This is a genomic window from Pectinatus brassicae (assembly GCF_014201835.1).
Classification (GTDB): Bacteria; Bacillota; Negativicutes; order Selenomonadales; family Selenomonadaceae; genus Pectinatus; species Pectinatus brassicae.
In genome coordinates this window covers 38,559-64,403 of the sequence record NZ_JACHFH010000006.1, presented here as the reverse complement: position 1 = coordinate 64,403, position 25,845 = coordinate 38,559, and the positions used below count along the sequence as shown (strand labels likewise).

The 25,845-nt window shown below is 36.2% G+C and carries 29 protein-coding genes and 1 other annotated feature; of the genes, 18 read left to right on the top strand and 11 right to left on the bottom strand.

Features of this window, described 5'->3' with window-relative positions; translation table 11 throughout:
* The first annotated feature begins 1 nt into the window (after window position 1).
* A complete protein-coding gene (locus tag HNR32_RS03515; RefSeq protein ID WP_183859715.1) occupies window positions 2-601 on the top strand; it encodes a nucleotidyltransferase family protein in 600 nt (199 codons plus the stop codon).
* A 39-nt stretch (window positions 602-640) separates the two neighbouring features.
* Window positions 641-1,636, top strand: a complete 996-nt coding sequence (locus HNR32_RS03510) for an XdhC/CoxI family protein (RefSeq protein WP_183859713.1) — start codon at window positions 641-643, stop codon at window positions 1,634-1,636.
* Window positions 1,637-1,710: 74 nt separating this feature from the next.
* On the opposite strand, the gene HNR32_RS03505 is transcribed toward HNR32_RS03510, so the two are convergent.
* The 3 genes from HNR32_RS03505 to moaC are packed head-to-tail and all read right to left on the bottom strand — an operon-like array spanning window position 1,711 to window position 3,140.
* Window positions 1,711-2,199, bottom strand: coding sequence for a MogA/MoaB family molybdenum cofactor biosynthesis protein (locus HNR32_RS03505; RefSeq protein WP_183859711.1), 489 nt, complete (start codon window positions 2,197-2,199; stop codon window positions 1,711-1,713).
* 20 nt (window positions 2,200-2,219) lie between these two features.
* A complete protein-coding gene (locus tag HNR32_RS03500) occupies window positions 2,220-2,657 on the bottom strand; it encodes an MOSC domain-containing protein (RefSeq protein ID WP_183859709.1) in 438 nt (145 codons plus the stop codon).
* Window positions 2,658-3,140, bottom strand: coding sequence for a cyclic pyranopterin monophosphate synthase MoaC (moaC, locus tag HNR32_RS03495; RefSeq protein ID WP_183859707.1), 483 nt, complete (start codon window positions 3,138-3,140; stop codon window positions 2,658-2,660).
* 177 nt (window positions 3,141-3,317) lie between these two features.
* Between moaC and HNR32_RS03490 the strand changes: the two genes are divergently transcribed.
* Window positions 3,318-4,151, top strand: coding sequence for a deoxyribonuclease IV (locus HNR32_RS03490; RefSeq protein WP_183859705.1), 834 nt, complete (start codon window positions 3,318-3,320; stop codon window positions 4,149-4,151).
* Window positions 4,152-4,227: 76 nt separating this feature from the next.
* Window positions 4,228-4,779 (top strand): gamma carbonic anhydrase family protein, encoded by a 552-nt coding sequence (locus HNR32_RS03485; RefSeq protein WP_183859703.1) that lies wholly within the window; start codon window positions 4,228-4,230, stop codon window positions 4,777-4,779.
* Between the two features lie 45 nt (window positions 4,780-4,824).
* On the opposite strand, the gene HNR32_RS03480 is transcribed toward HNR32_RS03485, so the two are convergent.
* The 6 genes from HNR32_RS03480 to HNR32_RS03455 form a co-directional block, all read right to left on the bottom strand.
* On the bottom strand, window positions 4,825-5,961 hold the full coding sequence (locus HNR32_RS03480; protein ID WP_183859701.1) for an HD-GYP domain-containing protein: 1,137 nt from the start codon (window positions 5,959-5,961) through the stop codon (window positions 4,825-4,827).
* Window positions 5,962-6,144: 183 nt separating this feature from the next.
* On the bottom strand, window positions 6,145-6,636 hold the full coding sequence (locus HNR32_RS03475) for a YqfB family membrane protein (RefSeq protein ID WP_183859699.1): 492 nt from the start codon (window positions 6,634-6,636) through the stop codon (window positions 6,145-6,147).
* A 1-nt stretch (window position 6,637) separates the two neighbouring features.
* Window positions 6,638-7,630 (bottom strand): flotillin-like protein FloA, encoded by a 993-nt coding sequence (gene floA, locus HNR32_RS03470; protein WP_183859697.1) that lies wholly within the window; start codon window positions 7,628-7,630, stop codon window positions 6,638-6,640.
* Window positions 7,631-7,647: 17 nt separating this feature from the next.
* Entirely contained in the window at window positions 7,648-8,280 is a 633-nt protein-coding gene (locus tag HNR32_RS03465) for an NfeD family protein (protein WP_183859695.1), read from the bottom strand.
* Window positions 8,281-8,409: 129 nt separating this feature from the next.
* Window positions 8,410-9,768, bottom strand: a complete 1,359-nt coding sequence (locus HNR32_RS03460) for a type II secretion system protein GspD (protein WP_183859693.1) — start codon at window positions 9,766-9,768, stop codon at window positions 8,410-8,412.
* Window positions 9,769-9,785: 17 nt separating this feature from the next.
* Window positions 9,786-10,307 (bottom strand): hypothetical protein, encoded by a 522-nt coding sequence (locus HNR32_RS03455; protein ID WP_183859691.1) that lies wholly within the window; start codon window positions 10,305-10,307, stop codon window positions 9,786-9,788.
* Between the two features lie 248 nt (window positions 10,308-10,555).
* Here HNR32_RS03455 and hpf point away from each other — a divergent pair, with 248 nt between their 5' ends.
* The 9 genes from hpf (at window position 10,556) to HNR32_RS03410 (ending at window position 18,034) form a co-directional block, all read left to right on the top strand.
* Window positions 10,556-11,104 carry a ribosome hibernation-promoting factor, HPF/YfiA family gene (gene hpf / locus HNR32_RS03450; protein WP_183859689.1) on the top strand — a complete coding sequence of 183 codons (549 nt, stop codon included), beginning with the start codon at window positions 10,556-10,558 and terminating at the stop codon, window positions 11,102-11,104.
* 143 nt (window positions 11,105-11,247) lie between these two features.
* Window positions 11,248-11,481: a binding site (T-box leader), on the top strand.
* A 62-nt stretch (window positions 11,482-11,543) separates the two neighbouring features.
* A complete protein-coding gene (gene aroF, locus HNR32_RS03445) occupies window positions 11,544-12,554 on the top strand; it encodes a 3-deoxy-7-phosphoheptulonate synthase (protein WP_183859687.1) in 1,011 nt (336 codons plus the stop codon).
* A 1-nt stretch (window position 12,555) separates the two neighbouring features.
* Window positions 12,556-13,452, top strand: a complete 897-nt coding sequence (locus HNR32_RS03440; protein ID WP_183859685.1) for a prephenate dehydrogenase — start codon at window positions 12,556-12,558, stop codon at window positions 13,450-13,452.
* A gap of 414 nt (window positions 13,453-13,866) precedes the next feature.
* The gene (gene prmA / locus HNR32_RS03435; RefSeq protein ID WP_183859683.1) at window positions 13,867-14,805 is read left to right on the top strand and encodes a 50S ribosomal protein L11 methyltransferase; all 939 of its coding nucleotides are present in this window, start codon (window positions 13,867-13,869) and stop codon (window positions 14,803-14,805) included.
* The gene (locus tag HNR32_RS03430; RefSeq protein WP_183859681.1) at window positions 14,805-15,542 is read left to right on the top strand and encodes a 16S rRNA (uracil(1498)-N(3))-methyltransferase; all 738 of its coding nucleotides are present in this window, start codon (window positions 14,805-14,807) and stop codon (window positions 15,540-15,542) included. The genes prmA and HNR32_RS03430 overlap by 1 nt, the downstream gene beginning before the upstream one ends.
* A 38-nt stretch (window positions 15,543-15,580) precedes the next feature.
* Window positions 15,581-16,876, top strand: coding sequence for a tRNA (N(6)-L-threonylcarbamoyladenosine(37)-C(2))-methylthiotransferase MtaB (mtaB, locus tag HNR32_RS03425; RefSeq protein WP_183859679.1), 1,296 nt, complete (start codon window positions 15,581-15,583; stop codon window positions 16,874-16,876).
* Between the two features lie 73 nt (window positions 16,877-16,949).
* Complete coding sequence (locus HNR32_RS03420) at window positions 16,950-17,297, top strand: histidine triad nucleotide-binding protein (RefSeq protein ID WP_183859677.1); 348 nt, start codon at window positions 16,950-16,952, stop codon at window positions 17,295-17,297.
* Between the two features lie 94 nt (window positions 17,298-17,391).
* Window positions 17,392-17,571 (top strand): 30S ribosomal protein S21, encoded by a 180-nt coding sequence (gene rpsU / locus HNR32_RS03415; protein ID WP_132550575.1) that lies wholly within the window; start codon window positions 17,392-17,394, stop codon window positions 17,569-17,571.
* A 19-nt stretch (window positions 17,572-17,590) separates the two neighbouring features.
* On the top strand, window positions 17,591-18,034 hold the full coding sequence (locus HNR32_RS03410) for a GatB/YqeY domain-containing protein (RefSeq protein ID WP_183859675.1): 444 nt from the start codon (window positions 17,591-17,593) through the stop codon (window positions 18,032-18,034).
* A gap of 93 nt (window positions 18,035-18,127) precedes the next feature.
* Here HNR32_RS03410 and HNR32_RS03405 read toward each other — a convergent pair whose 3' ends face one another.
* Window positions 18,128-19,036: an AraC family transcriptional regulator gene (locus tag HNR32_RS03405; RefSeq protein ID WP_183859673.1), complete on the bottom strand. Its 909-nt coding sequence runs from the start codon at window positions 19,034-19,036 to the stop codon at window positions 18,128-18,130.
* 249 nt (window positions 19,037-19,285) lie between these two features.
* Here HNR32_RS03405 and HNR32_RS03400 point away from each other — a divergent pair, with 249 nt between their 5' ends.
* From HNR32_RS03400 to HNR32_RS03380, 5 genes are all read left to right on the top strand, one after another.
* Complete coding sequence (locus HNR32_RS03400; RefSeq protein ID WP_183859671.1) at window positions 19,286-21,079, top strand: L-fucose isomerase; 1,794 nt, start codon at window positions 19,286-19,288, stop codon at window positions 21,077-21,079.
* Window positions 21,080-21,148: 69 nt separating this feature from the next.
* On the top strand, window positions 21,149-21,565 hold the full coding sequence (locus HNR32_RS03395) for an FGGY family carbohydrate kinase (protein ID WP_183859669.1): 417 nt from the start codon (window positions 21,149-21,151) through the stop codon (window positions 21,563-21,565).
* Window positions 21,566-21,573: 8 nt separating this feature from the next.
* Window positions 21,574-21,819: an amidohydrolase family protein gene (locus tag HNR32_RS03390; protein WP_183859667.1), complete on the top strand. Its 246-nt coding sequence runs from the start codon at window positions 21,574-21,576 to the stop codon at window positions 21,817-21,819.
* Between the two features lie 22 nt (window positions 21,820-21,841).
* Window positions 21,842-22,834, top strand: a complete 993-nt coding sequence (locus HNR32_RS03385; RefSeq protein ID WP_183859665.1) for an aldo/keto reductase — start codon at window positions 21,842-21,844, stop codon at window positions 22,832-22,834.
* 216 nt (window positions 22,835-23,050) lie between these two features.
* Window positions 23,051-24,394 (top strand): anaerobic C4-dicarboxylate transporter, encoded by a 1,344-nt coding sequence (locus HNR32_RS03380; protein WP_183859663.1) that lies wholly within the window; start codon window positions 23,051-23,053, stop codon window positions 24,392-24,394.
* Between the two features lie 45 nt (window positions 24,395-24,439).
* On the opposite strand, the gene ilvA is transcribed toward HNR32_RS03380, so the two are convergent.
* Window positions 24,440-25,699: a threonine ammonia-lyase gene (ilvA, locus tag HNR32_RS03375; RefSeq protein WP_183859661.1), complete on the bottom strand. Its 1,260-nt coding sequence runs from the start codon at window positions 25,697-25,699 to the stop codon at window positions 24,440-24,442.
* Window positions 25,700-25,845 lie beyond the last annotated feature (146 nt).

Here is a 25,845-nt window from a genome sequence, read left to right as displayed (position 1 = left end):
TATGTTGGGAGCAGTTGTGGCGGCAGCAGGATTGTCAAGCCGTATGGGAGATTTTAAGCCGTTGCTGCCATATAAAAAAAAGACAATATTGGCAGCAACTATTGATAAGCTTTCTACCAGTGGTGTTGAAGAAATAATCATAGTTGTCGGATATCGTCATAAGGATATTGAGCAGTATTTTTCTTCATATAGTAATGTGAAATTTATTTACAATCCTTATTATCGAGAAAAGGATATGCTATACTCCTTACAATGCGGTCTGAAAACAATAAACAATGTTGAGGCAGTATTGTTGTTGCCAGCAGATATGCCAGCAATTTCTCAGCAAACTTTTGTGGGATTAATTGATTGCTGGAAAAAGAGTAAATCAGGTATTGTTTTACCTGTACAAAATGGTCGGCAAAAACATCCGGCACTTATTAGTAATAAATATTTTGCCGATATATTGGCTTTTAGTGGTGATGGCGGTTTACGGAGCATATTGCAAGGGCTGGCAGCAGAAACATTTTATTTGGCAATAGCTGATGATGGACTTAATTTTGATGTTGATACACCAGCTGAGTATCAGCAATTATTAGGATTGACCACAAAAGATGATTAATATATTCAGATGGATAAATATAAAATTAGTGGTGCAGTAATGGAAAAAATATATGAAAATATTTTAAAATTGTATAATAAAAAGCAGACATTTTATACAAAAACGCTGCTTAATGGCAATATTGGAGAAAAGACTATCATTGCAGCAAATGATCTGAAAGAAATTGGTATTGATATAAGCAAAGAAAAATTACCGCAAATAGTTAAAGATCAAGATAATAGTTATTTTATTGAAAGTATTAATGATATTCCAACTGTTGTTATTGTGGGCGGTGGTCATGTAGCAGTGGCAATAGCAAAGTTAGCAGAATTTCTGGAATTTAATACCGTAGTAATTGATGATAGAGCAGAATTTGTGAGTTTGGAGAGATTTCCTTATTCACAACGGATTGCCGAAAGAGTAGATAGAGCGTTACAACAGGATTTTGGTGATAATGCTTATTATGTTATAGTGACCAGAGGACATAAAGATGATTTTAGGGCAGTTCTGGCGGTGCTGCAGAAAAAATATTATCGTTATTTGGGAATGATAGGCAGTAAGCAAAAAGTTGGCATTATCAGGCAGAAATTACATGATAAAGGCTATGAAAATACACAGATAGATAATATACATGCGCCTATTGGCTTGCCGATTGGAGCAATAACGGTGGAAGAAATTGCTGTAAGTATTTTGGCTGAGATTATTGCAATAAAAAGTGCTTTTGTGGGAGATAGAACGCAAAATAATGTATTTGCCGCATTAGAAGAGATTGTGGTCGGAAAAATACAAGAAAAAGCGGTTGTTGCAACAATTATTGAAAAACATGGTTCATCACCGCGTGGTGTTGGCAGTAAAATGCTGGTAACGCAAAGCGGTAAGATTTTTGGAACAATTGGCGGCGGTGCCGTCGAGTATGCAGCACAAAAGAGAGCCGTGCAAATTATAGCTGAAAAAACAGCAGTAATAGAAGAATATGATCTAAGTCCGCAGGATGCCAGCAAATTGGGAATGATTTGCGGCGGACGCGTTAAGGTCTTATTTGAGCTGGTAAATTAAATAAATACAATGAAAGGACCATACTCAATAATAAAAGTATGGTCCTTTTTCATAAATAAATATGGGAGGAGTGTTTAAATACGGGCACATTCATCGGTGTTGCCGAGCATTATCTTCAATCCATGGTCAAGGGTTGGCAGAATATAGGTAAGACATTCATTCACAGCCTTGGGACTGCCAGGCAGATTGATAATAAGAGTCTGGTTTTTTATACCAGCAACGGCACGACTCAGCATAGCACGTGGTGTTATTTTTAAACTGTAGGCGCGCATTGCCTCAGGAATGCCAGGGACTTCTTTATCAATTACCTGACACGTAGCTTCGGGCATATTATCACGCGGAGAAAATCCCGTGCCGCCAGTTGTAAGAATGAGTGCAATATCGGTAGAACATAGTTTGTTGAGATGATTAATTAAAATATCTTTATCATCAGATAAAATAGTATAATTACTAATTTTGTACTGAGTATTGGACAGTATTTCTTTAATCATTTTACCGCTTAAATCTTCTCTAAGACCCTGGGAAGCTTTATCACTGGCAGTTAAAATAGCTGTTTTAAACATAATATCAAATTCCTTATTAATTAACTTATAATATTAATATTGTCGTTTGCTTTTATTATGCCGCCATGTAAAACTTTAGCGAATACACCCTCATGGGGCATAATACATTTACCTGTTAATTCCTGGATTTCACAGCCGGAATGACATTTTTTGCCGATTTGGGTTATTTCCAGTAAAATACCATTTGTACATTGTAGTTTTGTACCAATAGGCAGTTGTTTTAAATCAATACCGCGAATAAGCAGGTTTTCACCGAAAACACCGGGAGTAAGCTGTAAATTATATTCCTGCGAAAATTTTTCTACAGCTTCTATTGGCAGCAGACTGATCTGTCTATGCCAGTCACCAGCATGGGCATCGTTTTCCAAGCCAAAATTGGTTATTATTGTTCCTTGGGGAATGGGATTTTTTACTGTACCACGTTTTTTGCTGATACAGATTGCTGTTATTTCTGCCATTTATTTATCTCCTATATTGTATGTGCCGCTCTTGCCGCCTGTTTTATGAATCAATCGAATATCACTTATTTTCATAGTGTGGTCTATTGCCTTACACATATCATAAATAGTTAATAGTACTGCTGTCACGGCATGTAAAGCTTCCATCTCAATGCCGGTTTGTCCGGTTGTTTTAGTTTCAGCACTGGTATATACGGAACACGTTTTAGATTCTAACTTGAAGGAAATGGAAATTTTGCTGATAAAAATAGGATGGCATAAGGGAATTATTTCACTGGTCTTTTTTGCCGCCATGATGCCAGCAAGGCGTGCTGTTCCCAATATATCACCTTTTTTAGATGTGCCTTTTTCTATAGCAGCAAATATTTCCTGATTTACATAGATACGTCCTTCAGCGATAGCAGTGCGGGCGGTAAGAGGTTTATTACTGACATCGACCATAATGGCTTGTCCATTTTCGTCAAAATGTGAAAGTTTATTCATAGAAATCACCAATTAATATAGATTGCAAATTAATAAAAATATTAATTTGAGACACAAACTGTCTCATTTATGATATCATTTTTTGGCAGTAATGTAAATTTGTAAAAAGATGAATAAGGAAGAAATTGCTGTAAGAAAAAAAATTAGCTATAATAAGATTTAATAAGAGGTGAATAAATGTTAAATATAGGTAATCATATATCGTCAGCTGGAGGCTTTGCAGCGATGGGAGAGGAAGCTATCAGCCTAAATGCTAATGTATTTGCTTTTTTTACACGTAATCCCCGCGGTGGCAAGGCGAAAGATATCGATATTGAAGATATTGAAAAATTTAAGAAGATATGTCAGGAAAATAATATTGGCAAACTTGTAGCTCATGCACCATATACTTTAAATGCAGCCTCAGATAAAGAAAATGTACGTCAATTCGCTAAAGAGGCCATGGCAGATGATTTGCAGCGCATGGAATATCTGCCAGGAAATTATTATAACTTTCATCCAGGCAGTCATGTGGGACAAGGAGCAGAAAAAGGTATAGAGCTTATAGCTGACTGTCTTAATACGGCATTGAATGTAAAACAAAATACAATAGTCTTATTGGAAACAATGGCAGGTAAAGGAACAGAGATTGGTCGTACTTTTGAAGAATTAGAGGCAATTATCCAAAAGGTGGAACTTAAAGATAAAATTGGTGTATGTCTTGATACTTGCCATATATTCGATGGCGGGTACGATATAATTAATAATCTTGATGACGTGCTTAAAGAATTTAATAATATAATTGGAATTGACAGGTTAAAAGCAGTTCATTTAAATGATAGCAAGAATGTTTTTGGCTCACATAAGGACAGACATGAAAAAATTGGGCAGGGAAATATTGGGCTTACAGCTTTGGTCAATGTGATAAATCATCCGCAATTACGTGATTTGCCGTTTATATTAGAAACGCCAAACGAACATGATGGATATTTTGAAGAAATAAAACTTATGCGAAATAATTATAAATATTAAAAATAGGGAACTGATAAAATTTCCTGGATATGGTAATATTATATAAAGAATAATTTTTAAGAAAGTAGGTATTAGAATGATTAGAGATTTTGGTGGAGTAAATCCAGTCATAGATAAAAAAGCTTATGTATTTGAAGAAGCCTGTGTTGTCGGCGATGTGGAAATAGGCGAATACAGCAGTGTATGGTTTAATGCTACAGTGCGAGGCGATGTGGCTCCAGTAAAAATTGGCAAATATACTAACATACAGGATAATGCAGTATTGCATGTAGCTGATAATTTACCATGTGTCTTAGGTGATTACGTTACTGTAGGGCATAGTGCAGTTCTTCATGCCTGTACTGTTGAGGAGCATTGTCTTATTGGCATGAGTGCAACAGTGCTTGATGGTGCAGTTATTGGTAAGGGCTCAATTGTTGGAGCAGGCGCACTTGTTACTAAAAATACAGTTATTCCACCTAATTCATTAGTTTTGGGGTCTCCAGCAAAAGTGGTGAAAACACTGGATGATAAATCATTGGAAAGTATTCATTCACAGGCAATAAAATATAAAGCTGAATGGACTCTGGGATATAAAATAATGCCGGATGCTGATGGTGAACAGTATCATGGTGGGAAAATAGTTTAAAAAAATGAGGCTGGCGCATATCATAACATGCGTCAGCCTCATTTTTTAGTGAATGCCGGTATCTAATAATGACACGGGGTCAAAATGAAGTTGTTCGATTAAAAATAATATTTCATTGTCATCAAGGACTGATTCAATGTAGCAGCTGGAATTTTTGGCTAAATCAACTAATAATGGATTTGATAACAATTGGTGATGTTTGTCCGTAAAGATAAATATAATTGGGTTTGTTACCTGTCCCTGCAGTGATTCTTTGACGATAGCTGCACCTAAATTTGTTTTAACAATAGTGCCGTTAGGGTAAAGAGCAACATAGGCAAAGAATTTTTTCAATATGTTTACATCGAACTGCCCTTCTGAATGGAACATCATTATAGTATAGGCAATATGGGGCTTATAGGCTTTTTTATAAGGACGAATACTGGTAAGAGCATCATAAACATCAGCAATAGCAACAATTTTAGCAAAAAAACTAATATCATTACTGGCTAAATTATTAGGGTAGCCTTTGCCGTCAATGCGTTCATGATGCTGGGCGGCAATTTCAATTATACTTTGGCTGAATGAACTGGCATCACGTAATTTTTGCATAGAATAGACAGGATGTTTTTTTATATTATCAAATTCATCATCGGATAAAGTGGAGGGTTTGTTTAAAATATCAAGCGGAATAAATATTTTTCCAATATCATGCAGCAAGGCACCTAATGTAAGTTCCTCTAAATCTTTAGGAGATAAATTGTATATAACTCCAATTAGTGATGATAAAACAGCAACATTGACCGAATGAACTAATGTGTAATTATCATAGGTGCTGATATCATTAATTTGAACTAAATTAGACTTATTGCGCATAAGATCCTTGATAATAGAAATAATACAGCTTTGTATTTTATCTATTATAAGAACACCCTTTTCTTCAAGAATATCAAAGGTAGTAGATAAACTTTGTATAGTTTTAGAACGAGTCGTTTCAAAAACAACATCGTTTGGTAATTCAATGTTTTTGTAAATATTGGTTGATAAGACAGTGATTTCTTTTATGTCTGCTTCAATAATTTTTCTTATATAAAATGATGTGAGTTTTGTACCGCGGCGCAGCAAGAAAAGACCGCTGCTGTCATAAATACTCTGGCATGTTATCATACCAGGTTTTAACTTGTCTGTAGAAATTGTAATCATAAATACACCCTTGTTAATGTCAACTGTTTGCAGGAAAATTGATTTTTCCCACAAGAAGATATTTTATAGATTATAGGCAGGTTTTGTGAAAATGATTTGCTAGCTATGAGGAGTAATTTATAAAAATACTGTTAATAAGACTGGTAGTTGTTAGTAAAAAAGGTGAAACCAGCGCAAAATAAATTATTTCATAGGAAATCTCTTTATACCAAATCGCGTCAAATACTTTAATGATTTTGGCGGACTTAGTACTTCAGCGTAGGTAATAGCCTGTAAAACTGCCTGACGATGGATATCAATAGAAAGATTTTGCTGCTTTGCTGCTGTAGAAATAGTTTCTGTTAAAGTGTCAGCAGGTGAAGCGAGTGTTGAAGAATTAAATGATACAGATGTGGAAAGGGCCATAGGCGTTTTTGCATCTGTATTTTTGGTAGTGAAGACTCGTGAAGATTCTGTTGATTTTTCTTCTGTAATGATATCAGGAATTTTTTTAGTTTTTGGAGCGGAATTTTTATTAAGCATATAATCATAAGTCTTTTTGTGGTTGGAAGTACTTTGTGGTGCAGGATTTTTAATGGGGGGCAGACGTTTTTTTGAGGACTGATTTTTTTTGCTGTTACCTAGCGAACTGATAATAAATAAGGCTAGAGCAGCAATAATTATAAATGTATCCATATTATTTTACCGTTTTTGGTGGAGTATTACTTTCACCAGTTGAACCAATGGTTTCACGCATTTTGGTGTCAGCGTTGATGTTATTTAGGTTATAATAATCCATTACGCCTAATTTACCTTCGCGCAAAGCAGCAGCCAATGCATGTGGTACTTCTGATTCAGCTTCAACTACACGTGCCTGCATTTCCTGGGTATATGCTTTCATTTCCTGTTCTTTGGCAACAGCCATGGCTCGTCTTTCCTCAGCTTTGGCTTGTGCAATGCGTTTGTCAGCATCAGCCTGATCGGTTTGCAATTGAGCACCAATGTTTCTGCCTACATCAATATCGGCAATATCAATAGATAATATCTCAAAAGCAGTACCCGCGTCAAGACCTTTGCCTAAAACGGTTTTAGAAATATCATCAGGATTAGCCAGTACATCTGAATGGCTGATTGATGAACCGACAGTTGTTACAATTCCTTCACCAACACGAGCAATGATTGTTGGTTCACCGGCACCACCGACTAACCTATCAATATTAGCACGAACTGTTACACGGGCTTTGATTTTTAATTCAATACCATTTTGGGCAACTGCTGAAACAACAGGAGTTTCAATAACTTTAGGATTTACACTCATTTGAACTGCTTCAAGAACATCTCGTCCGGCGAGGTCAATAGCTGCTGCTCGTTCAAACGGTAAGGTGATTTGTGCACGTTGTGAAGCAATTAAAGCATCAACCACTTTGTCAACGTTACCACCAGCTAGATAATGAGCTTCAAGCTGGTTAGAATTGACGGTAAGGCCGGCTTTGTTGGCTTTTATAAGTGGCAAAATTATTTTTTGCGGCACTACACGGCGCATGCGCATACCAACTAAATTAAAAATACCAACCGAAACATTGGCAGCTAGTGCTGAAATCCATAATCCTAATGGAACAAAATATAAAAACATCATAACCGCAACAATAATTATGACAAGTAAGAAACCTGAGCCTAGTAATAATTCCATAATGTAACCTCCAAAATTTATATTTTTCTTACGATGATTCGACTGCCATCAATCTTTATTATACGAACAGATGCGCCTTTATTTATATAGACGCCTTCAGAAACAACATCAATAGGCTGTCCGTCAACCAATATTGTACCAGCAGGATGAAGCTCTGTTAGAACAATACCTTCACGCTGTAGTAAAGATGATTGATTGGTACTGCTTATATAACCTTGTTCAGAGGTAGAAGAATTCTGTAAAACAACTTTTTTCCATAATCTGCTCGAAGGTAAATGTTTTACGATAATAATAAAGATAATCACAGCGATAATTAAGGCACCTAAAAGCATGTAAATAGCACTAATGTTACCACCAAGAGCTAAAACCATACTGTACAGCATTAGAAAAATGCCGATAGCTGCCAGTATACCGGTGGCTGGTGTGATTAACTCAATAACTATTAGTAGTATGCCACCTAAAAATAAGGCAATTTGGTAAATACTTACTAAACCGTTTACATAGCTACTGCCCCAAAATACAGCAGCTGCCACTAAACCTAATAGAGCACCAATACCTAATCCACCAGTTTTTATTTCAATCATTATTGATAAGAAAATGATAGCCAGTAAAATTAATTGCAGGGCTGGCATATCAACAATTAGATTCATTATTATCACTCCTAGTTTATACAAGGAAATAATAGAACAACTTATTTTGATATATTACTATCTTACACTAAATTTACTTTAAGATAAAGTGAAAACTGACTTAGATTCATAAAATAAATTGGAAAAATTTTAGTCCTCAGATACTACCTGATTTGTGGCAGAAGGTGGTTTTTTAATATGGGCTGTAAGAAAAATAACTATTTCACTTTGAGTTTTAGAATTTTTGATATTGCGGAAAAAATTACCTATAATTGGCAGGTCACCCAAAAAAGGAATTTTACTCATGCTTTTTGCCTCTTCAGTGTCTATAAGACCTCCAATAACCATTGTTTCACCATCTTTAAGACGGACTACAGTATCAGCTGAACGGGTTTGGAAACGATAGGCTTTTAAATCAGCAACGTAAATAGGACTGCTGACTTCAGTATGAATAGAAGCAGTTATATATTTATCATTATTTATGCGTGGGGTATAGCGTAGTATAATACCGGTTTCATGATATTCATATGAGGTGGTGGTAGTAGAATCGGTAGTGCTTAATTTAGGGATAGGCACGCTGCCGCCGATATTTATAACAGCTTCGTGATTGTTTTGGGCAATTATGTTGGGTTTGGCGAGAACAGAGGCTTTACCATCAGTTACTAGAGCATTTATTTTAGCACCGTAATAAAATTCGAAAGGGACACCCTCAGGGCCTTTGCCGAATTGGATTATGCCAGGAATATTGCTCGAACCATTAAAAGTGCGTGTTACTGTATTGTGAGGGATATTTTCACTGATAGTCTGATAATTGCCGGCACTGTTTACAACAGAGTGCTCAATAGTTTGATAGGATTCACTGATTTGCGGATATTGCGGCAATTCCGACCAATTCCATTCAATACCAAGGTTTTTTGTAGCATCTTTTTGTATGGCGATGACTTTTGCTTCAAGCATTACCTGCTTGCAAGGTATATCTATTTTATTAATAAAAACTTTTAAAGCAGCTGCTTGTTGGGCAGTACCGTAAAAGAGCAGCGAATTATTGTCAGCATCAATAGTGATGTTGGTAGAAGCTGAAGTATTATTGTTTTTATCCTTTATTGCTGCTGGGGGATTAGCGTTTTGCTGCATATACATTTTTATGGTAGCAGCTAAAATTTTTAAATCGGCATATTTGATTTTAAAAATATGAAGAGAATTAAAATTTTGATTATTGCTTTGTTTGCTGCAAATAAAAATTATGCCGTTTTCTTCAGTGCAGATAAGATTTTTCATTTGGGCAATTGTTTTAATTGCATCATGTGGAGAAATATCATTTAAATTAATTGATATATTGCCAGTGACATCATCATTTATCAGAATATTGATATTATCACTGGCAGCTAAAGAAGTTAACAAATTGCGGACATCAATATTAGAGGCATGAATTGAAGCGGCATCAACAAGCACAGCAGGTACGATAAAAAGAGCAGTAATCAAGCTTATAATGAAAGTTTTATAGCGCATAATTTTCCCCTTAAAATTTATTGGAAATCATTTATATGCCACGTTTCTAAATGATTTATAATGTTTTTGGTTATGACGGAATCATTTCTTATTTCAATTACAGTTAGATTGGAAACCTGCTCACCAACTTTTACAGAGAAGACCTTCTTGTTTTGGGCAAAAATAGCAATTGATTTATTTTTATTTGTTATGATGCCAATAAGATGAATATCAGTATTAATAGGAGAAATAGTTTTTTCGGGGAGGGAAGTGACAGTAGATGCGATTTTATCATCTGTTTTTTTAGTAATAAGGTTATTTTGCGCTAGATGGAAAGGATCATGCAAATGTGCAGGCAGGGCTGCAAAATGATATGTATGGTCAACTGTCGCAGTAGCAACTGGTGGTATGGGTAATGTTTTTGGCATATTATCAGCATGGATTTTGCCAATGAGCAGAGAAAATATAAGCAACAGTAAAAGAATAAAAACAATGTGCATTTTTCTTGTTTTGATATATTGCAGAAAAGGAATATTGAAAAAATTTTTATTAAAATGCATTTGACACCATCCTTTTATAATGCAATAATATAGCAAAGAATATAATAAGTTATCAGTGATTTTGTTAATAAAATTATATGTTTTTTCATAAAAAGTGTCAATATTTAGATTATTTTGCAATATTGAACGATAATTGAGGAGTGGTATAAAACAAATAAACAAAAAATAATACTTTTAAAAGGATTTTTAATTCTATTGGAGAATATATAATATAAGCTCCAAGAATCAAAGAAAGGTGTTGAAGACATATGGCAACATTTATTATCCGAGGAAAAAATATCGAAATTACTCCAGCTTTGCATGATTATGTGGAAAAAAGGGTCGGCAAGGTCACAAAATATTTTGACACCGTAGGAGAGATAACTGTATTATTAACTGTTACTAAAGGGCGTCATATTGTAGAAGTTACGGTACCTGTTGAGGGCGTGTTGCTCCGTGGTGAAGAATCTACTATGGATATGTATACTTCTATAGATTTGGTTATAGATAAATTGGAACGACAAATTCGCAAACATAAAACAAAATTGGCAAGACGCTTCCGTAATGGTAATTTTCGTCCAGATGTATCAGCTCCAGCAGCTGCTGCTGAAGAAATTGACAGCAGTGACGATGATGAATATCCTGTAGTTAAAACTAAACGTTTTGCGGTTAAACCGATGGATGTGCAGGAAGCCATTATGCAGATGAATTTAATCAATCATGAGTTCTTTGTATTCCGTGATGCTAAATCTGAGGATGTCAGTGTTGTTTATCGTCGTAAAGATGGCAATTATGGTTTAATTGAACCTAGTCGTTGATTATAATAAATAAATAAAAATTTAGCCGGTTGCTGATAATAGGCACCGGCTTAATTTTTTGTTAAATATAATTATAAAATTGACATATTTACAATTTTTTTTCTTGACAAAGATAAAAGATGCTGGTATATTTCTATACAAGATGAAATGCAGTGAACAAGAGAAGTATATTAAGCAGTATTTTCCAGAGAGTCATGGGGCGGTGGAACATGATAAATGCGTTAATAGAAATACACTTGTGAGCAGCAGGCTGAAATTATAGTAGGCTGTGCCGGATTGCCTCCGTTATCTTGGGCTAGGATATGTTAGTATCCGAAAAAGTGGCTTGCAAAAAGCAAGTAGGGTGGTACCACGGGTAATTTATGCTCGTCCCTTTTTAGGGGCGGGTTTTTTTGTGCATTCATCTAAAAAATTATCTTAATTTTAGGAGGAAATATAAATGATTATTGTAATGGGACCAGATGCTACACAGGAAGATTTAGTAAAAGTAGAGAAAAAAATTGAAGCAGAAGGTTTATCTTATCATTTATCAAAGGGTGCAAGTCGTACCATTGTTGGTGTTATCGGAGATAAAAAAGTTATTTCAGGTTTGCAGATGAACGCGTTCAAGGGAGTAGAAAAAGCAGTGCGTATTACGGAAAAATATAAATTGGTAAGCAGAGAATTTCGTCGCGAAGATACAGTAGTTGATGTTAACGGTGTAAAAATCGGTGGAGCACATTTAGCAGTTATGGCCGGCCCTTGTGCAGTAGAAAGCCGTGAACAATTATTGGAAGCAGCTGAGTGTGTTAAACGCGGCGGAGCAGGATTTTTACGCGGCGGTGCATTTAAACCACGTACTTCTCCCTATGATTTTCAGGGATTGGCTGAAGAAGGATTGAAAATGCTTAGAGAAGCCGGTGACAAGTTCGATTTAAGAGTAGTTACTGAAATAGTTAATCAAAATGATATAGATTTAGTAAGTAAATATGCTGATGTTTTGCAGGTTGGTGCCCGTAATATGCAAAACTTCCAGCTATTAAAAGAAGTAGGCAGGACAAATAAACCTGTTTTATTAAAAAGAGGCTTATCGGCAACTATAAGTGAATGGCTTAATGCTGCTGAATATATTGCCAGCGAGGGTAATTATAATATAATTTTATGTGAACGTGGTATTAGAACATATGAAACATTTACAAGAAATACCTTAGATTTAAGCGCAGTTGCGGCTGTAAAGGAATTATCACATTTACCTGTAATTGTTGACCCAAGCCATGGCACTGGCAGATGGCAGATGGTACAGCCAATGGCTAGAGCTGCTATCGCTGCAGGAGCCAATGGTCTTATAATTGAAGTTCATCCGCATCCAGAAAGTGCGTTAAGCGATGGTGATCAGTCTTTAACACCAGAAAACTTCGAAGCAACTATGGCTGAGGTTAAGAAAATTGCGGCGATGATGGGAAAAGCATGAAATGACTAAATTAAAATTAGCTATCTTGGGCGTAGGCCTCATTGGCGGATCATTTGGTTTGGCTTTAAAAGATAAATTAGGTGATGATATTTTTATTACAGGGACGACTCGTACGGAAAATTCCTATAAAACAGCTGAAAAAATGGGTGCTATCGATAAAGGCTATGTAGATTCCAAAATGGCCGTACAAGATGCTGATATAATTTATTTAAGTACACCTGTATTACAGATGGTGCCGGTAGTACAGGAAATATTACCATATATAAAGAGTGGCGCTGTAATAACCGATGCGGGAAGCACTAAACAATATGTCGCAGACAAATTGCATGCTATGCTGCCAGCTGATATATATTATGTGTCGGCCCATCCGATGGCTGGACGGGAAAAAAGTGGTGTTACAGCAGCTACCAAGGATTTATTTAAAAATAAATGCTATGTTATAATTAAAGATGATAAAATGCAGGTGCCGGAACATATTGGTAAAAAGATTTATGAACTCATTGCTTTAACTGAGGCCAATATAGTGGAACTTGATTTGGCTAAACATGATCGCTGTGCATCAATGATAAGCCATGTGCCGCATATAGCAGCTGCGGCTTTGGTAACGCTTTTAAAGCATAATTACGCTGATATTGATGACTGTATAAAACTTGCCGGCGGGGGTTTTAAGGATACAACCCGTATTGCATCATCCAATGCCGATATGTGGGCGGATATCTGCATATCAAATCCGGCAGCAATAATTAATAATTTAAAGACTATGCAGGAAATAATAAATAATGTAATAACAGCGATAGACAGTAAAGATCGTGATAAACTATATGATTATTTTTCCTTAGCAAAAAAAACGCGTGACCAGGTAATTAATGAAACAAAAGATATCTATGAAATAGAATGACAAAAAAGATTCGAGGCAGCAGCTTCGAATCTTTTTTGTTTTAATCATATGACAATAATAATAAAATCCGTTATAATAAAATTTACGTGTGCTTTAACAACATGATAAAAAAATATATTTTAAATTATGTTGTGTTAGTTAATAGAAGAGTGTAGCCTTTAAAGTCGTCCCTTTAGGGAAGGTGACTTGACGAAGTCAAGCCGGAAGGGTTAACCCCTCAGGCAGCTTTGCTGCCAGCTCCGCACACTGTGTGTACTATATTTCTGCTCTGCTTACTACATTTCTAAGCACTAAAGTGCAAAGAACTGTAGCATAAGCGCTAAAGCGCAAATAACTATAGTATACAGGGGAGCCTTTAAAGAATATAAAATTTAATTAGCACAAATAGGATTTTAAATAATAAGGAGCGTTTATATGGAATGGATGCAGGTTTCAGTTCGAACATCACATGAGGCTATGGACATTATAGCAGAAATTTTTTCTGATCTGGGAGCTAATGGTGTATCAATGGATGATCCGGCAATTGTTAATGATTATATTAATTCCAATTTATGGGATTATACAGATATTCCCTTGCAGGAAAATACAACAGTAGTAACAGTAACTGCTTGGCTGGCTAAAGATGAGAAGATAGATGCTAAAATGATGCAGCTTAATACCCGCTTGGAAAAATTATCGAAAGAAATTTATACAGCACCTTGTGAGCTTATTGTATCTACGATTAAAGAAGAAGACTGGGCTAATAATTGGAAACAATATTTCCATCCGACCAAGATTGCCGATAGAATTGTTGTTAAACCTTCCTGGGAAGAATATCAGACGCAGGCAGACGAAGTCATTGTGGAACTTGACCCAGGCTGTGCTTTTGGTACAGGTACGCATCCTACAACATCAATGTGTGTTGGTTTTATGGAACAATATCTGCATGAAGATACAAAATTATTTGATGTAGGAACAGGGTCAGGAATACTGGCTATTTGTGCTGCTAAGCTGGGGCTTAAGGATATACAGGCAGCTGATTATGATGATGTGGCTGTAAAAGTAGCTAATCAAAATATCAAACAAAATAAAGTGGAAGATAAAATAGAGTGTTTTCAAAGTGATTTGCTAAAAAACTTTAAGGGCAAGGCAAATTTCATATCAGCTAATATAATTGCTGATATAATTATCCGTTTATTTGATGAACTGCCAGATAAATTGGAACATGATGGAATTTTATTAGCCAGCGGCATAATTGAGGACCGTCTGGCAGATATTGAACAGGCGGCGCAGCAGCATTCTATGTACATTGCTGAAATGCATAAAAAAGGCGGCTGGGTGGCACTTATAATAAAATTTAAGGATCATAAATAATGCGGCGTTTATTTATTGAAGATAAACTAAGTGAAATTATAAATATAACAGGTGAAGATGCTGTACATTTGCTTTACGCAATGCGGGCTAAGCCGGGACAGAAAATAATTGTTGCCGATAAGGATGGGCAGGTTGCTCAAACAGTGATAAGTGAATGTGCTGACAAAAAGGTTACGCTTAAGCTGATAAAAATATTAGACGAAAAACAAAACGAATCATTTGTGGAAATAATATTAATGCAGTGTCTGCCCAAGGGCGATAAAATGGATTATATTGTACAAAAAGCGGTGGAGCTTGGAATAAATAAGATTGTGCCCGTAAGCAGCCATAACTGCGTGGTCAAATACGATGCTGGCAAGAAAGAAAAGCGCCGGCAAAAATGGCAGAAGATAGCGCAGGAAGCGGCTAAACAATGCGGCCGTACTTTTATTCCTGAGGTGGAGGAAATCATTAGCATTGACCAGTGTATCAACAGCTTTAAGGATGTTGATAATGTAATTATTTGCTATGAAAATGAATTACAGCAATCTTTTAAAAATTATTTGCAGGCTGCAACAGGAAATAAATATGCTGTATTAATTGGGCCGGAAGGCGGGTTTACAACTGCTGAGGTTGAAAAATGTATCAATGGCGGGGCTGTTTGTGCCTCTTTGGGGCGGCGGATACTGCGCACGGAAACGGCATCGTTGGCTGCCATCAGCCTGATACAATATGAAAAAGGCGATTTAGGAATTTAAAAAGATAGATGTTTTATGGATAAATAGAAGGGACTTATATGGCTAAAGTTGCACTTACTACATTAGGATGTAAAGTAAATCAGTTTGAAACGGAAACAATGGCAGGCCTTTTCCGGCAAAGAGGCTATGAAATTGTTGATTTTGCTGAAAAAGCTGATGTATATATAATAAATACCTGTTCAGTTACACATTTAGGTGAGCGTAAATCACGTCAGCTTATTCGTCGGGCAGGGCATTTAAATGAACAGGCAGTTATTGCTGTTACCGGCTGTTATGCACAGGTTGCTCCCGAAGAAATAGAGAAAATTGAAGGAGTAAATGCTGTAATTGGCACTAATGAACGTAAAAATATTGTTGATATTGTGGAAAAAGCAGCCCAAAAGCAAGAGGTTGTGCTGGACATAAAGGATATTATGCAGGAACATGAATTTGAAGATATACCGATGTTTGGCATGCAGTCACGCACACGAGCTTTTCTTAAAATTCAGGATGGCTGTAATAATTTTTGCTCATACTGTATAATTCCATATGCGCGTGGTCCTTTGCGTTCACGTAATTTGGACAGCATAAAAAATGAAACACAGAAATTAATTGCTAATGGTTTTCATGAAATAGTATTTTCAGGTATACATTTAGGTGCTTATGGAAAGGAAAGCCCGGAAAATATAACATTAGCTGATGCAGTTAAAACAGTATTATCGTTGAATGGGTTAAAGCGGCTTCGCTTGGGATCGATGGAATCAATTGAAGTAGCTGATGAATTATTGGAATTATTAGCAGCAGATGATAAGTTTGCCCATCATTTGCACTTGCCGTTGCAGGCAGGACATGATGATGTGCTTACAGCAATGAACAGGCATTATACGACGCAGGAATTTGCTGATTTGCTGGCTAAAATAACTGCTAAAGTTCCAGATATAGCAATAACGACTGATATTATTGCCGGCTTTCCAGGGGAAACAGATGAACAGTTTGCGCAAAGCTTGGATTTTATACGTTCATTACCAATCAGCCGTATTCATGCCTTCCCTTATTCCAAGCGCAAGGGGACACCAGCGGCAATTATGGAAAATCAAGTCGATGAGCAGATAAAAAAACAGCGTGTACATGAATTGCAGAAAATCAGTCAGGAAAAATTAGCAGCATTTGAAGCGAAGTTTATTAATAAAACATTACAAGTATTAATAGAACAGATAAATGACGGCGTAGCCGATGGACATACGGGTAATTACATAAAGGTTTATACCGATGAAAAAATGGAAAAGGGTGAAATATATAATTTGAAAATGACCAAATTATATAAAGATGGCCTGTGGGGAACTAAATTATTTTAATAAATAAGAAGGTATTGTTAAAATAAAGCCGAATTATAATATTTAGGATTTTTCCTCGAACGGGGGTGTTGTTATGCCAGATTGTATTTTTTGTAAAATAGTTTCTAAAGAGATACCGTCTAATATGGTGTATGAAGATGATGTTGTAGTTGCATTTAAAGATTTGGAGCCGCAAGCACCAGTTCATGTGTTAATTGTTCCTAAAAAGCATATAAGAAGTTTAAATGATACCACAGCAGCGGATAAAGATTTATTATCTCATATAACAATAGATGTTATTCCAAAGTTGGCACAGCAGTGTGATATTGCTGATAGTGGCTATAGAATTGTAATAAATACTGGGGTCGAAGGTGGACAGACAGTGGATCATCTCCATTTTCATCTCATTGGCGGCAGGTCGATGCAATGGCCGCCAGGTTAATTATTATTGACAAGTATGGTGCTTGTCAGGTATAATATCTTGGTGTAGCGAATAAATACACTCCCATTGCGTGTGGAGGGGAGGGAAAATATAGATGTCAGAAGTTAAAGTTGGAAAAAACGAAACTATTGATAGTGCTCTTCGCCGTTTTAAACGCACCTGTCAAAAAGCTGGTACCCTCGCTGAAGTCAGAAAACGTGAGCATTATGAAAAACCTAGCGTAAAACGTAAGAAAAAATCTGAAGCTGCTCGTAAACGCAGATTTAGAGCATAATTCTTGGAGGCGCAGGTAAATGTCTATTAAAGACACATTGATGGCTGATATGAAAACAGCCATGAAAGCAAAACAAGCAGATCGTCTTACTGTTATCCGTTCAATTCGTTCAGCTATACGTCAAATCGAAATTGATAAAAAAGTAGATCTTGATGACGCTGGCGTAATCAGCATTATAAGTAAAGAACTTAAAATGCGTCAGGATTCTTTAGCAGAATTCAAAAAGGCTGACAGAGATGATTTGGTACAAAAGACAGAACAAGAAATTGCGACGATTATGCCTTATTTGCCAGAGCAGATGTCAGAAGCAGATGTACGCGAACTGGTAAAGGATACTATAGAAAAGGTTGGCGCAGCTGATGCTAAGGATATGGGTAAAGTTATGAAAGAACTGATGCCTAAGACTAAAGGTAAAGCTGACGGCAAATTAGTAAATAGTGTTGTTAAAGAATTGCTTGGCTAAATAGGACAGAGCATATTTCTATATTAAAATAAAGACTTCTATTCTTTGGAATAGAAGTCTTTATTTTTTTATTAATACAGAAATAATAAAAAATTATGAAATAACATAATGTTTATCAAAGGTGTTCTCGTAGGTTATGGTAGTGAGTTGTTTTTGATATTTGCGTGGCGAAATACCTTTATAGCGTTTAAAAATTTTAATGAAATAACTTAAATCATTAAAACCAGTAGAATAGGCAATATCGGTAATGGAAAGGTCACTACTAGACAGTTTTTGACAGGCAATTTCTATACGATAGTAATTTAAATAATCAATAGGTGTTCTATGGGTCATTTTTTGGAAAAATTTGCAAAAATAATTAGGTGACAGCCCGGCAGCAGTTGATAAATCATTAAGGGTAAGAGGCAGGGCGTATTGAGTGTTGATGAGATTAAAGGCTTGTTTTATCTGGCAGATATGATGACGGTTTATTGCCAACGAATAAGTAGTATTTTTATGATATAACTGATTTTTCAGTATTTCTCCAATAAAAGAATACAACATGCCTGTTACGATAAATTCGTAGCCTGTCTTTTGTGAATGCATAGCTATAAATAAATTTTTAAGTATTTTTTGAATTGCCGGATGACTATCATCAAAATAATTAATTATATAGAGCTCATGATTTAATATGGCTTCAATTTGAGAGTGCTGAACAATATTATCTTTAAGCAGTTTATTAATGTCAATTACAATACATTCATAAACACAATTTTTCGAAACCGGTACACCGCCATGGACGACACCATCAGGAATAAAAAGAAAACTGCCAGGAGTCATTTTAATTTCCGTTTCATTAAGAGAAATAGAAAATTCGCCATCGATTAAATACATAATTTCATATTCGATGTGCCAGTGATAAGGCATATTAAAACGGGGATGATTGTAATCAACGTAATGAAATTCTATGGGAAAATCAAAACGGCCGCGTTGTCGGACTTCGTTAAAACTGTCGTCTTTCATAAAAGGTCCTCCTAATATGTAATTATACAAATCATTATAAAATTGCAATAATTCATATAAAAAATAATATTGTTATATTTATAGTGATTATAACACAAGATATTAAAATTTTACAATGCTATAATGTATCCATAAACAGGAGAAAGTCCTTTAAAAGCTGCTGTTATAGAATTTATAAAAAGTGTTTAAATTTTTACTTATTTCCTACATAGTAATAAAACTATTCAATTAAAAAATGGAGGGATTCACATGACAAAAAGTAGACTAATTGGTGATTATCCGGTTATTGGAATAAGACCAACTATTGATGGAAGACGTGGTGTTTTGGATGTGCGTGGTTCTTTGGAAAAACAAACAATGGATATGGCTCACTCAGCAGCTAAAATATTTACGGAAAATTTGCAATATTCAAACGGTGAGCCAGTGCGAGTTATTATAGCTGATAGTACAATTGGCCGTGTCCCAGAAGCGGCAGCATGTGCAGATAAGTTTAGAAAAGCAGGAGTAGACATTACATTAACAGTAACACCTTGCTGGTGTTATGGTTCGGAAACAATGGATATGGATCCGTCAACAATAAAAGGGGTATGGGGCTTTAATGGGACGGAACGTCCTGGCGCTGTGTATTTAGCTTCAGTATTGGCAAGTCACGCCCAAAAAGGATTACCGGCATTTGGTATATATGGGAAAGATGTGCAGGCGGCAGATGCCAAGGAAATTCCTGAAGATGTAAAAAATAAGCTGCTGCGTTTTGGCAGAGCTGCTATAGCAGCCGCTACAATGCGAGGGAAATCTTATTTGCAGATAGGATCAATTACGATGGGAATTGCCGGTTCGATTGTAAACCCGGAATTTTTTGAAGAATATCTTGGTATGAGAATAGAATCTGTTGATGAAGTCGAAATAATTCGTCGTATGACAGAAAATATATATGATAAAGAAGAATATGAAAAGGCTTTGTTATGGACTAAAAAGTATTGTAAAGAAGGCTATGACAAAAATCCTGATTTTGTAAAAAAATCAGCTGAGGAAAAAGAAAAAACATGGGAATTTGTTGTAAAAATGATGTGTATAATAAAAGACCTTTATAATGGCAATGAAAAATTGCCTAAAGGCTGTGAGGAAGAAAGACTGGTACATAATGCGCTTGCAGGTGGTTTTCAGGGACAGCGTCAATGGACAGATTTTTATCCTAATGCTGATTTTCCAGAGGCGCTATTAAATTCATCATTTGATTGGGAAGGTGCGCGTGAACCGTATATCTTGGCAACAGAAAATGATACCTTAAATGGTGTAGCGATGTTGTTCAATAAATTATTGACTAATACTGCGCAGATATTTGCCGATGTCCGTACTTATTGGAGTCCAGAAGCAATAAAAGATGCTACTGGCTATGATCTTGAGGGAGTAGCTAAGGATGGAAAAGGGTTTATTCATCTTATAAATTCTGGTGCAGCATGTTTAGATGCTTGTGGTGCCGTTAAGGATAATAAAGGTAATTCAATTATTAAGCCGTTTTGGAATATGACACAAATGGATCAGGAAGCATGTTTAGCGGCGACAAAATGGTGTTCAGCAGATAATGGTTATTTTAGGGGCGGTGGTTTTTCTTCACGCTTTTTAACTAAAGGTGAAATGCCGGCAACAATGGTGAGAGTGAATCTGGTGAAGGGGTTAGGTCCAGTTTTGCAATTGGTAGAAGGTTATACGGTGGATTTACCAGAGGAAGTATCTGATAAACTTTGGAAACGTACCAATTATACATGGCCATGTACTTGGTTTACGCCAAGACTTACAGGCAAGGGTGCGTTTAAATCAGCATATGATGTCATGAATAATTGGGGAGCTAATCATGGTGCAATTAGTTATGGACATATTGGTGCTGATTTAATAACATTGTGCTCAATTTTACGAATTCCAGTTTGTATGCACAATGTTGCTGAGGATCAAATATTCCGTCCAGCGGTGTGGAATGCTTTTGGTGAAGATAAAGAAGGACAGGATTACAGAGCTTGCAGGGCATATGGTCCAATGTATAAATAATAGGTAAGTACGCCTGTTGATAATAGGTTTATTGACAGGCGTAATAAAAACAAAAGGTAGGAAAAGATTATGGCCAAACAAACAAATGTATTAGCATTTGATTTTGGTGCTTCGGGTGGACGCGCTGTTTTAGCAGGCTGTGATGGAAAAAAAATAGTGTTAAAGGAAGTACATCGTTTTTCTAATGACCCGGTTATGGTAAATGAGTCAATGTACTGGGATGTTTTACGGCTGTTTTATGAAATTAAACAGGGCCTGATTTTGGCAAAACAAGAATGTAACATTGATAGTATTGGAATTGACACGTGGGGTGTCGATTTTGCACTTTTAGATAAAGATGGACGAATAATGGAAAATCCAGTGCACTATCGTGATAAAAGAACTGATGGAATGTTACAGGAAAGTTTGAAGATTATAGATAAAAAGCTTTTTTATGAAGTAACAGGAAATCAGTTTATGGAAATAAATACAGTATTTCAATTATAGTATCAGGTATGGTAACAGAGGCCGACTGGGAGAATTGGCAGGAGAATGATTTTTTGCCATATTTAGATGCTGTATATGAAATTTTCGGTGATGATAATATTATATTTGGTTCGGATTGGCCGGTGTCACTGACAGCAGCAGAATATTTGCAAGTTGTGGAAATAATTAAGAGATGGCTAGTAATGCATCCAGAAGTTGAGAGCGATAAAATTTTTTATGCTAATGCAGTTAAGTTGTATCAACTAGAAATTTAATATGGAGGAGCAACGAAAATTAATGATTAAGTTAAATGCAATAAATGATACAGGCTTAAAAATACCGAGTTTGACATTAGGGTGTTCGGGGATGGGGAATCTATACCATAAATTATCGAATAAAGAAGCTATCGAAATAGCTGAAACGGCCATAAAAATGGGATGGCGTTCATTTGATGTGGCACCGCATTATGGCAGTAGTCTGGCAGAAATAAGATTAGGTTTAGCATTACGTGATTTGTCACGGGATGAATTTGTGCTATCTACAAAAGTAGGTCGCCTTTTAGAGCCGCGTCGAGAAGCTGGCTTGGAAAATGGTGAAGAATTTTACGATGAAAATCCTTTTAACCGTATTTATGATTATTCCTATGATGGTATTATGCGCTCGTATGAGGATTCGATTAAGCGTTTAGGTACACGGCGAATTGATATATTATATGTGCACGATATTGGTAAATATGCACATGGTACTACAGATAAAGAAAGAAAATACTTTAAGGATTTGTGCGATTCTGGATTTAAGGCACTGGAAGAATTGAAAAAGAATGGGCAGATAAAAGCATATGGAATAGGCGCCAATGAAACAGAAATTATGCTGGAAGCAATGGACTATGCTGATATGGACATAGTGTTATTAGCGCAGCGCTATAATTTACTCGAACCGCATAAAGAAGAATTTTTTGCTAAATGTAAAAAATATACTATAACGGTAGCAGCAGCTGCTGTTTTTGCATCAGGTGCGTTGGTGAAAAAGAACATAAATGAAGGCCATTACGAATATGGTAAAATAACGCCGGAAGTATTTACTAAAGTGCAGCAAATAGGCAAGATATGTGATAAGTATAATGTGCCTATTGGGGCGGCTGCTTTGCAATTTCCACTTAGGCAGAAGCAGGTTGTTTCTGTTGCTTGTGGTGTTAGCTCTGCAGCACAGGTCAAAAAAAATTATGAATGGGCGCAGTGGGATATTAGTGATGAACTGTGGAATGATTTGGAAAAAATAGGAATTTATTAAAAAAATATAGTTAAAGGCCGTCATATATGATTTTATTTATGGCGGTTTATTTATTTTATTTATAGAATTTATCAATATATAAATGTTGACTAATAACCAGAATTAATTTATAATAGTACCGTAAAGCCATAGATAATATTTATAGTTTTATTAATAAAAGGCTTTATAGAGGAAAAGCATCAGCTGAAATTTTTTGTTTATTGTTTAGGAGGACTTATGGAACTTTTAGGATTTATAGTATTGATTGCCTGCTTGGTAGTAGGGGTTCGTTACGGCGGACTTGGTCTTGCTGCGATATCAGGTATTGGTCTTGTTTTTTTTGTTTTTGGAATTGGTCTTGTACCAGGTAAACCACCGATTGCTGTTATGCTGACAATCATGGCGGTTGTAACATGTTCAGGTTTTTTACAGGCATCAAAAGGCCTTGATGTAATGCTTAAGTATGCTGAAAAAATATTACGTAGAAATCCAGAAAAGGTTACAATTTTAGCGCCAATAACAACATGGTTTTTGACGGTTTTATGCGGTACTGGCCATGTTGTATATACAATGTTTCCGATTATCTATGATGTAGCTATCAAGCAGAATATTCGTCCAGAACGACCTATGGCGGTATCATCAGTTGCAGCTCAAATGGGAATTGGGGCATCTCCAGCATCAGTTGCGGTAGTTTCCGTCGTGTCAATGCTGGCTGCCACTTCTCATCCATTCAGTGTTGTACAGGTTCTTTCTGTTTCTATGCCGGCAACTTTATGCGGTGTAATAGTAGCGGCGTTATGGAGCTTAAAACGCGGTAAGGATTTGGCTAATGATCCGGAATTTCAGGCTAAAATAGCAGATCCGGAACAACGTGCTTATATTTACGAAGAACAAGGTGAAGATTCTTCCCATAGAGAATTACCAAAATCTGCTTATAAGGCGACTTTTATTTTCTTAGCAGGTATAGTAGTTATTGCTTTGTTTGGTAGTTTCCCTAAAGAATTATTACCATTAGTACCAAATAGTAAAGGTATTTGGGCACCATTATCGATGACTCCGACTATTCAGTTGTCAATGCTTGTTATTGCTGCCATTATCTTATTGGTTTGTAAAGTAAAATCAAGTGATGTAGTCAATGGTTCTGTATTTAAATCTGGTATGGTTGCAGTTGTTTCTGTATATGGTGTTGCCTGGATGGCAGAAACTTATTTTGGTGCATATTTACCAGGTTTTAAAAAGACATTGAGCCAGGTGGTTTTAGATTATCCTTGGACTTATGCTATTGTTTTATTTTTAATATCAAAGCTTGTAAATTCACAGGCAGCAGCTCTTGCTATAGTTGTACCAATGGCTCTTAACATTGGTGTTGATCCGATAATAATATTATCCTTTATTTCAGCCTGCTATGGATACTTTGTGCTTCCTACCTATCCTTCTGATTTGGCTTGTATCGGTTTTGACCGTTCAGGAACAACTCGTATTGGTAAGTTTGTTATAAATCATAGTTTTATTATCCCAGGTTTTATCGGTATAGCAACTGGTTGTTGCGTTGGTTATGTTATTGCCCATCTTTTATATTGATATAAATAAAAAAATGCCTGCTGATTTTTAATCAGCAGGCATTTTTTAATATACTTTAGTAATTTGAAATCCGTGTTTTTCAAGTTCTTTGGTTATTTGGCTGATATGTTCGCTGTTATGAGTTTCAACGGTTACCTCCAGAACAACTTTTTCGAAGCTGTCAGTAACTTTGGCTTGATTATGATCCAAGTGAATGACATTAGCCTGCATGTCAGATAGAATTTGGGAAATTGCCAATAGCTGGCCGGGTTTATCAGGTAATTTTACACTAAAGCAAAATACACGGCCACGGGCAATTAAGGCTTTATCAATCAGTGCCGAAATTGTTGAGATATCGATATTGCCGCCGCTGACAATCGCAGCAATTTTCTTATTTTTACAGGATAATTTTTGCAGGGCAGCTAAGGATAAAACACCCGCACCTTCAGCAATCAGTTTATGTTTTTCAATCAACGATAAAAGTGCTGACATGATATCGAGCTCAGAAACAGTTATTACTTCATCGACGTATTTTTTTATGAAGGCAAAAGTTAGTTCACCAGGGGTTTTTACGGCCGTACCTTCAGCTACAGTATCGACGGAAGCTAAGGTAGTTATTTTATTTGCTTTTAGTGAACTGCTCATACAGGCAGCTCCAGCTGGTTCAACACCAATGACTTTGATAGCGGGGTTTACGAGCTTGGCGGCAAGAGCTACGCCGCTGGCAAAGCCACCACCACCGATGGGAACTAATATCACATCAACATCTTTGAGACTGTCGATTATTTCCAGTGCAGTAGTGCCCTGACCGAGAAGTACTTCTAAATTATTAAAAGGATGAATAAAAACATAACCATGTTTTTTTTGTAATTCAGAGGCTTTTGCTGAAGCATCGTCGAAAGTATCACCGTGTAGTACTACCTCAGCACCATAAGCACGGGTGGCTTCAACTTTTAATATTGGTGTTGTGGCAGGCATAACAATAACAGCTTTTATTCCAAGCTTTTGCGCGGCATAAGCAACACCTTGAGCATGGTTGCCAGCAGAGGCCGCGATAACACCGCGTTTTTTTTCTTCTTCTGATAGCTGGCTGATGCAGTTGTAGGCACCGCGTAATTTAAACGACCCAGTCTTTTGTAAATTTTCAGGTTTAATATAGACTTCGTTACCGGATATTTGAGAGAAATGTTCACTATAAACTAAATTGGTATGACGGACGACACCGTCTAATTGTTTGGCGGCACGATAGACATCAGCTATCGTGGTTTTTTCTACAATTTGCTCTGGGGTTAAAGCAGCAGATTGTTTTACAGCAGTTTTTTCCATTATAAACGCTCCTGTGTATACTGTATTAAATATCCGAGTAAAGTTCGGTAAAGACAATTATAACGAAAAAATACATCCTTTGCAATATTACAATAATAAAAAAATGATATAATATATTTTTGCAACAGAAATATATTATAAAAACT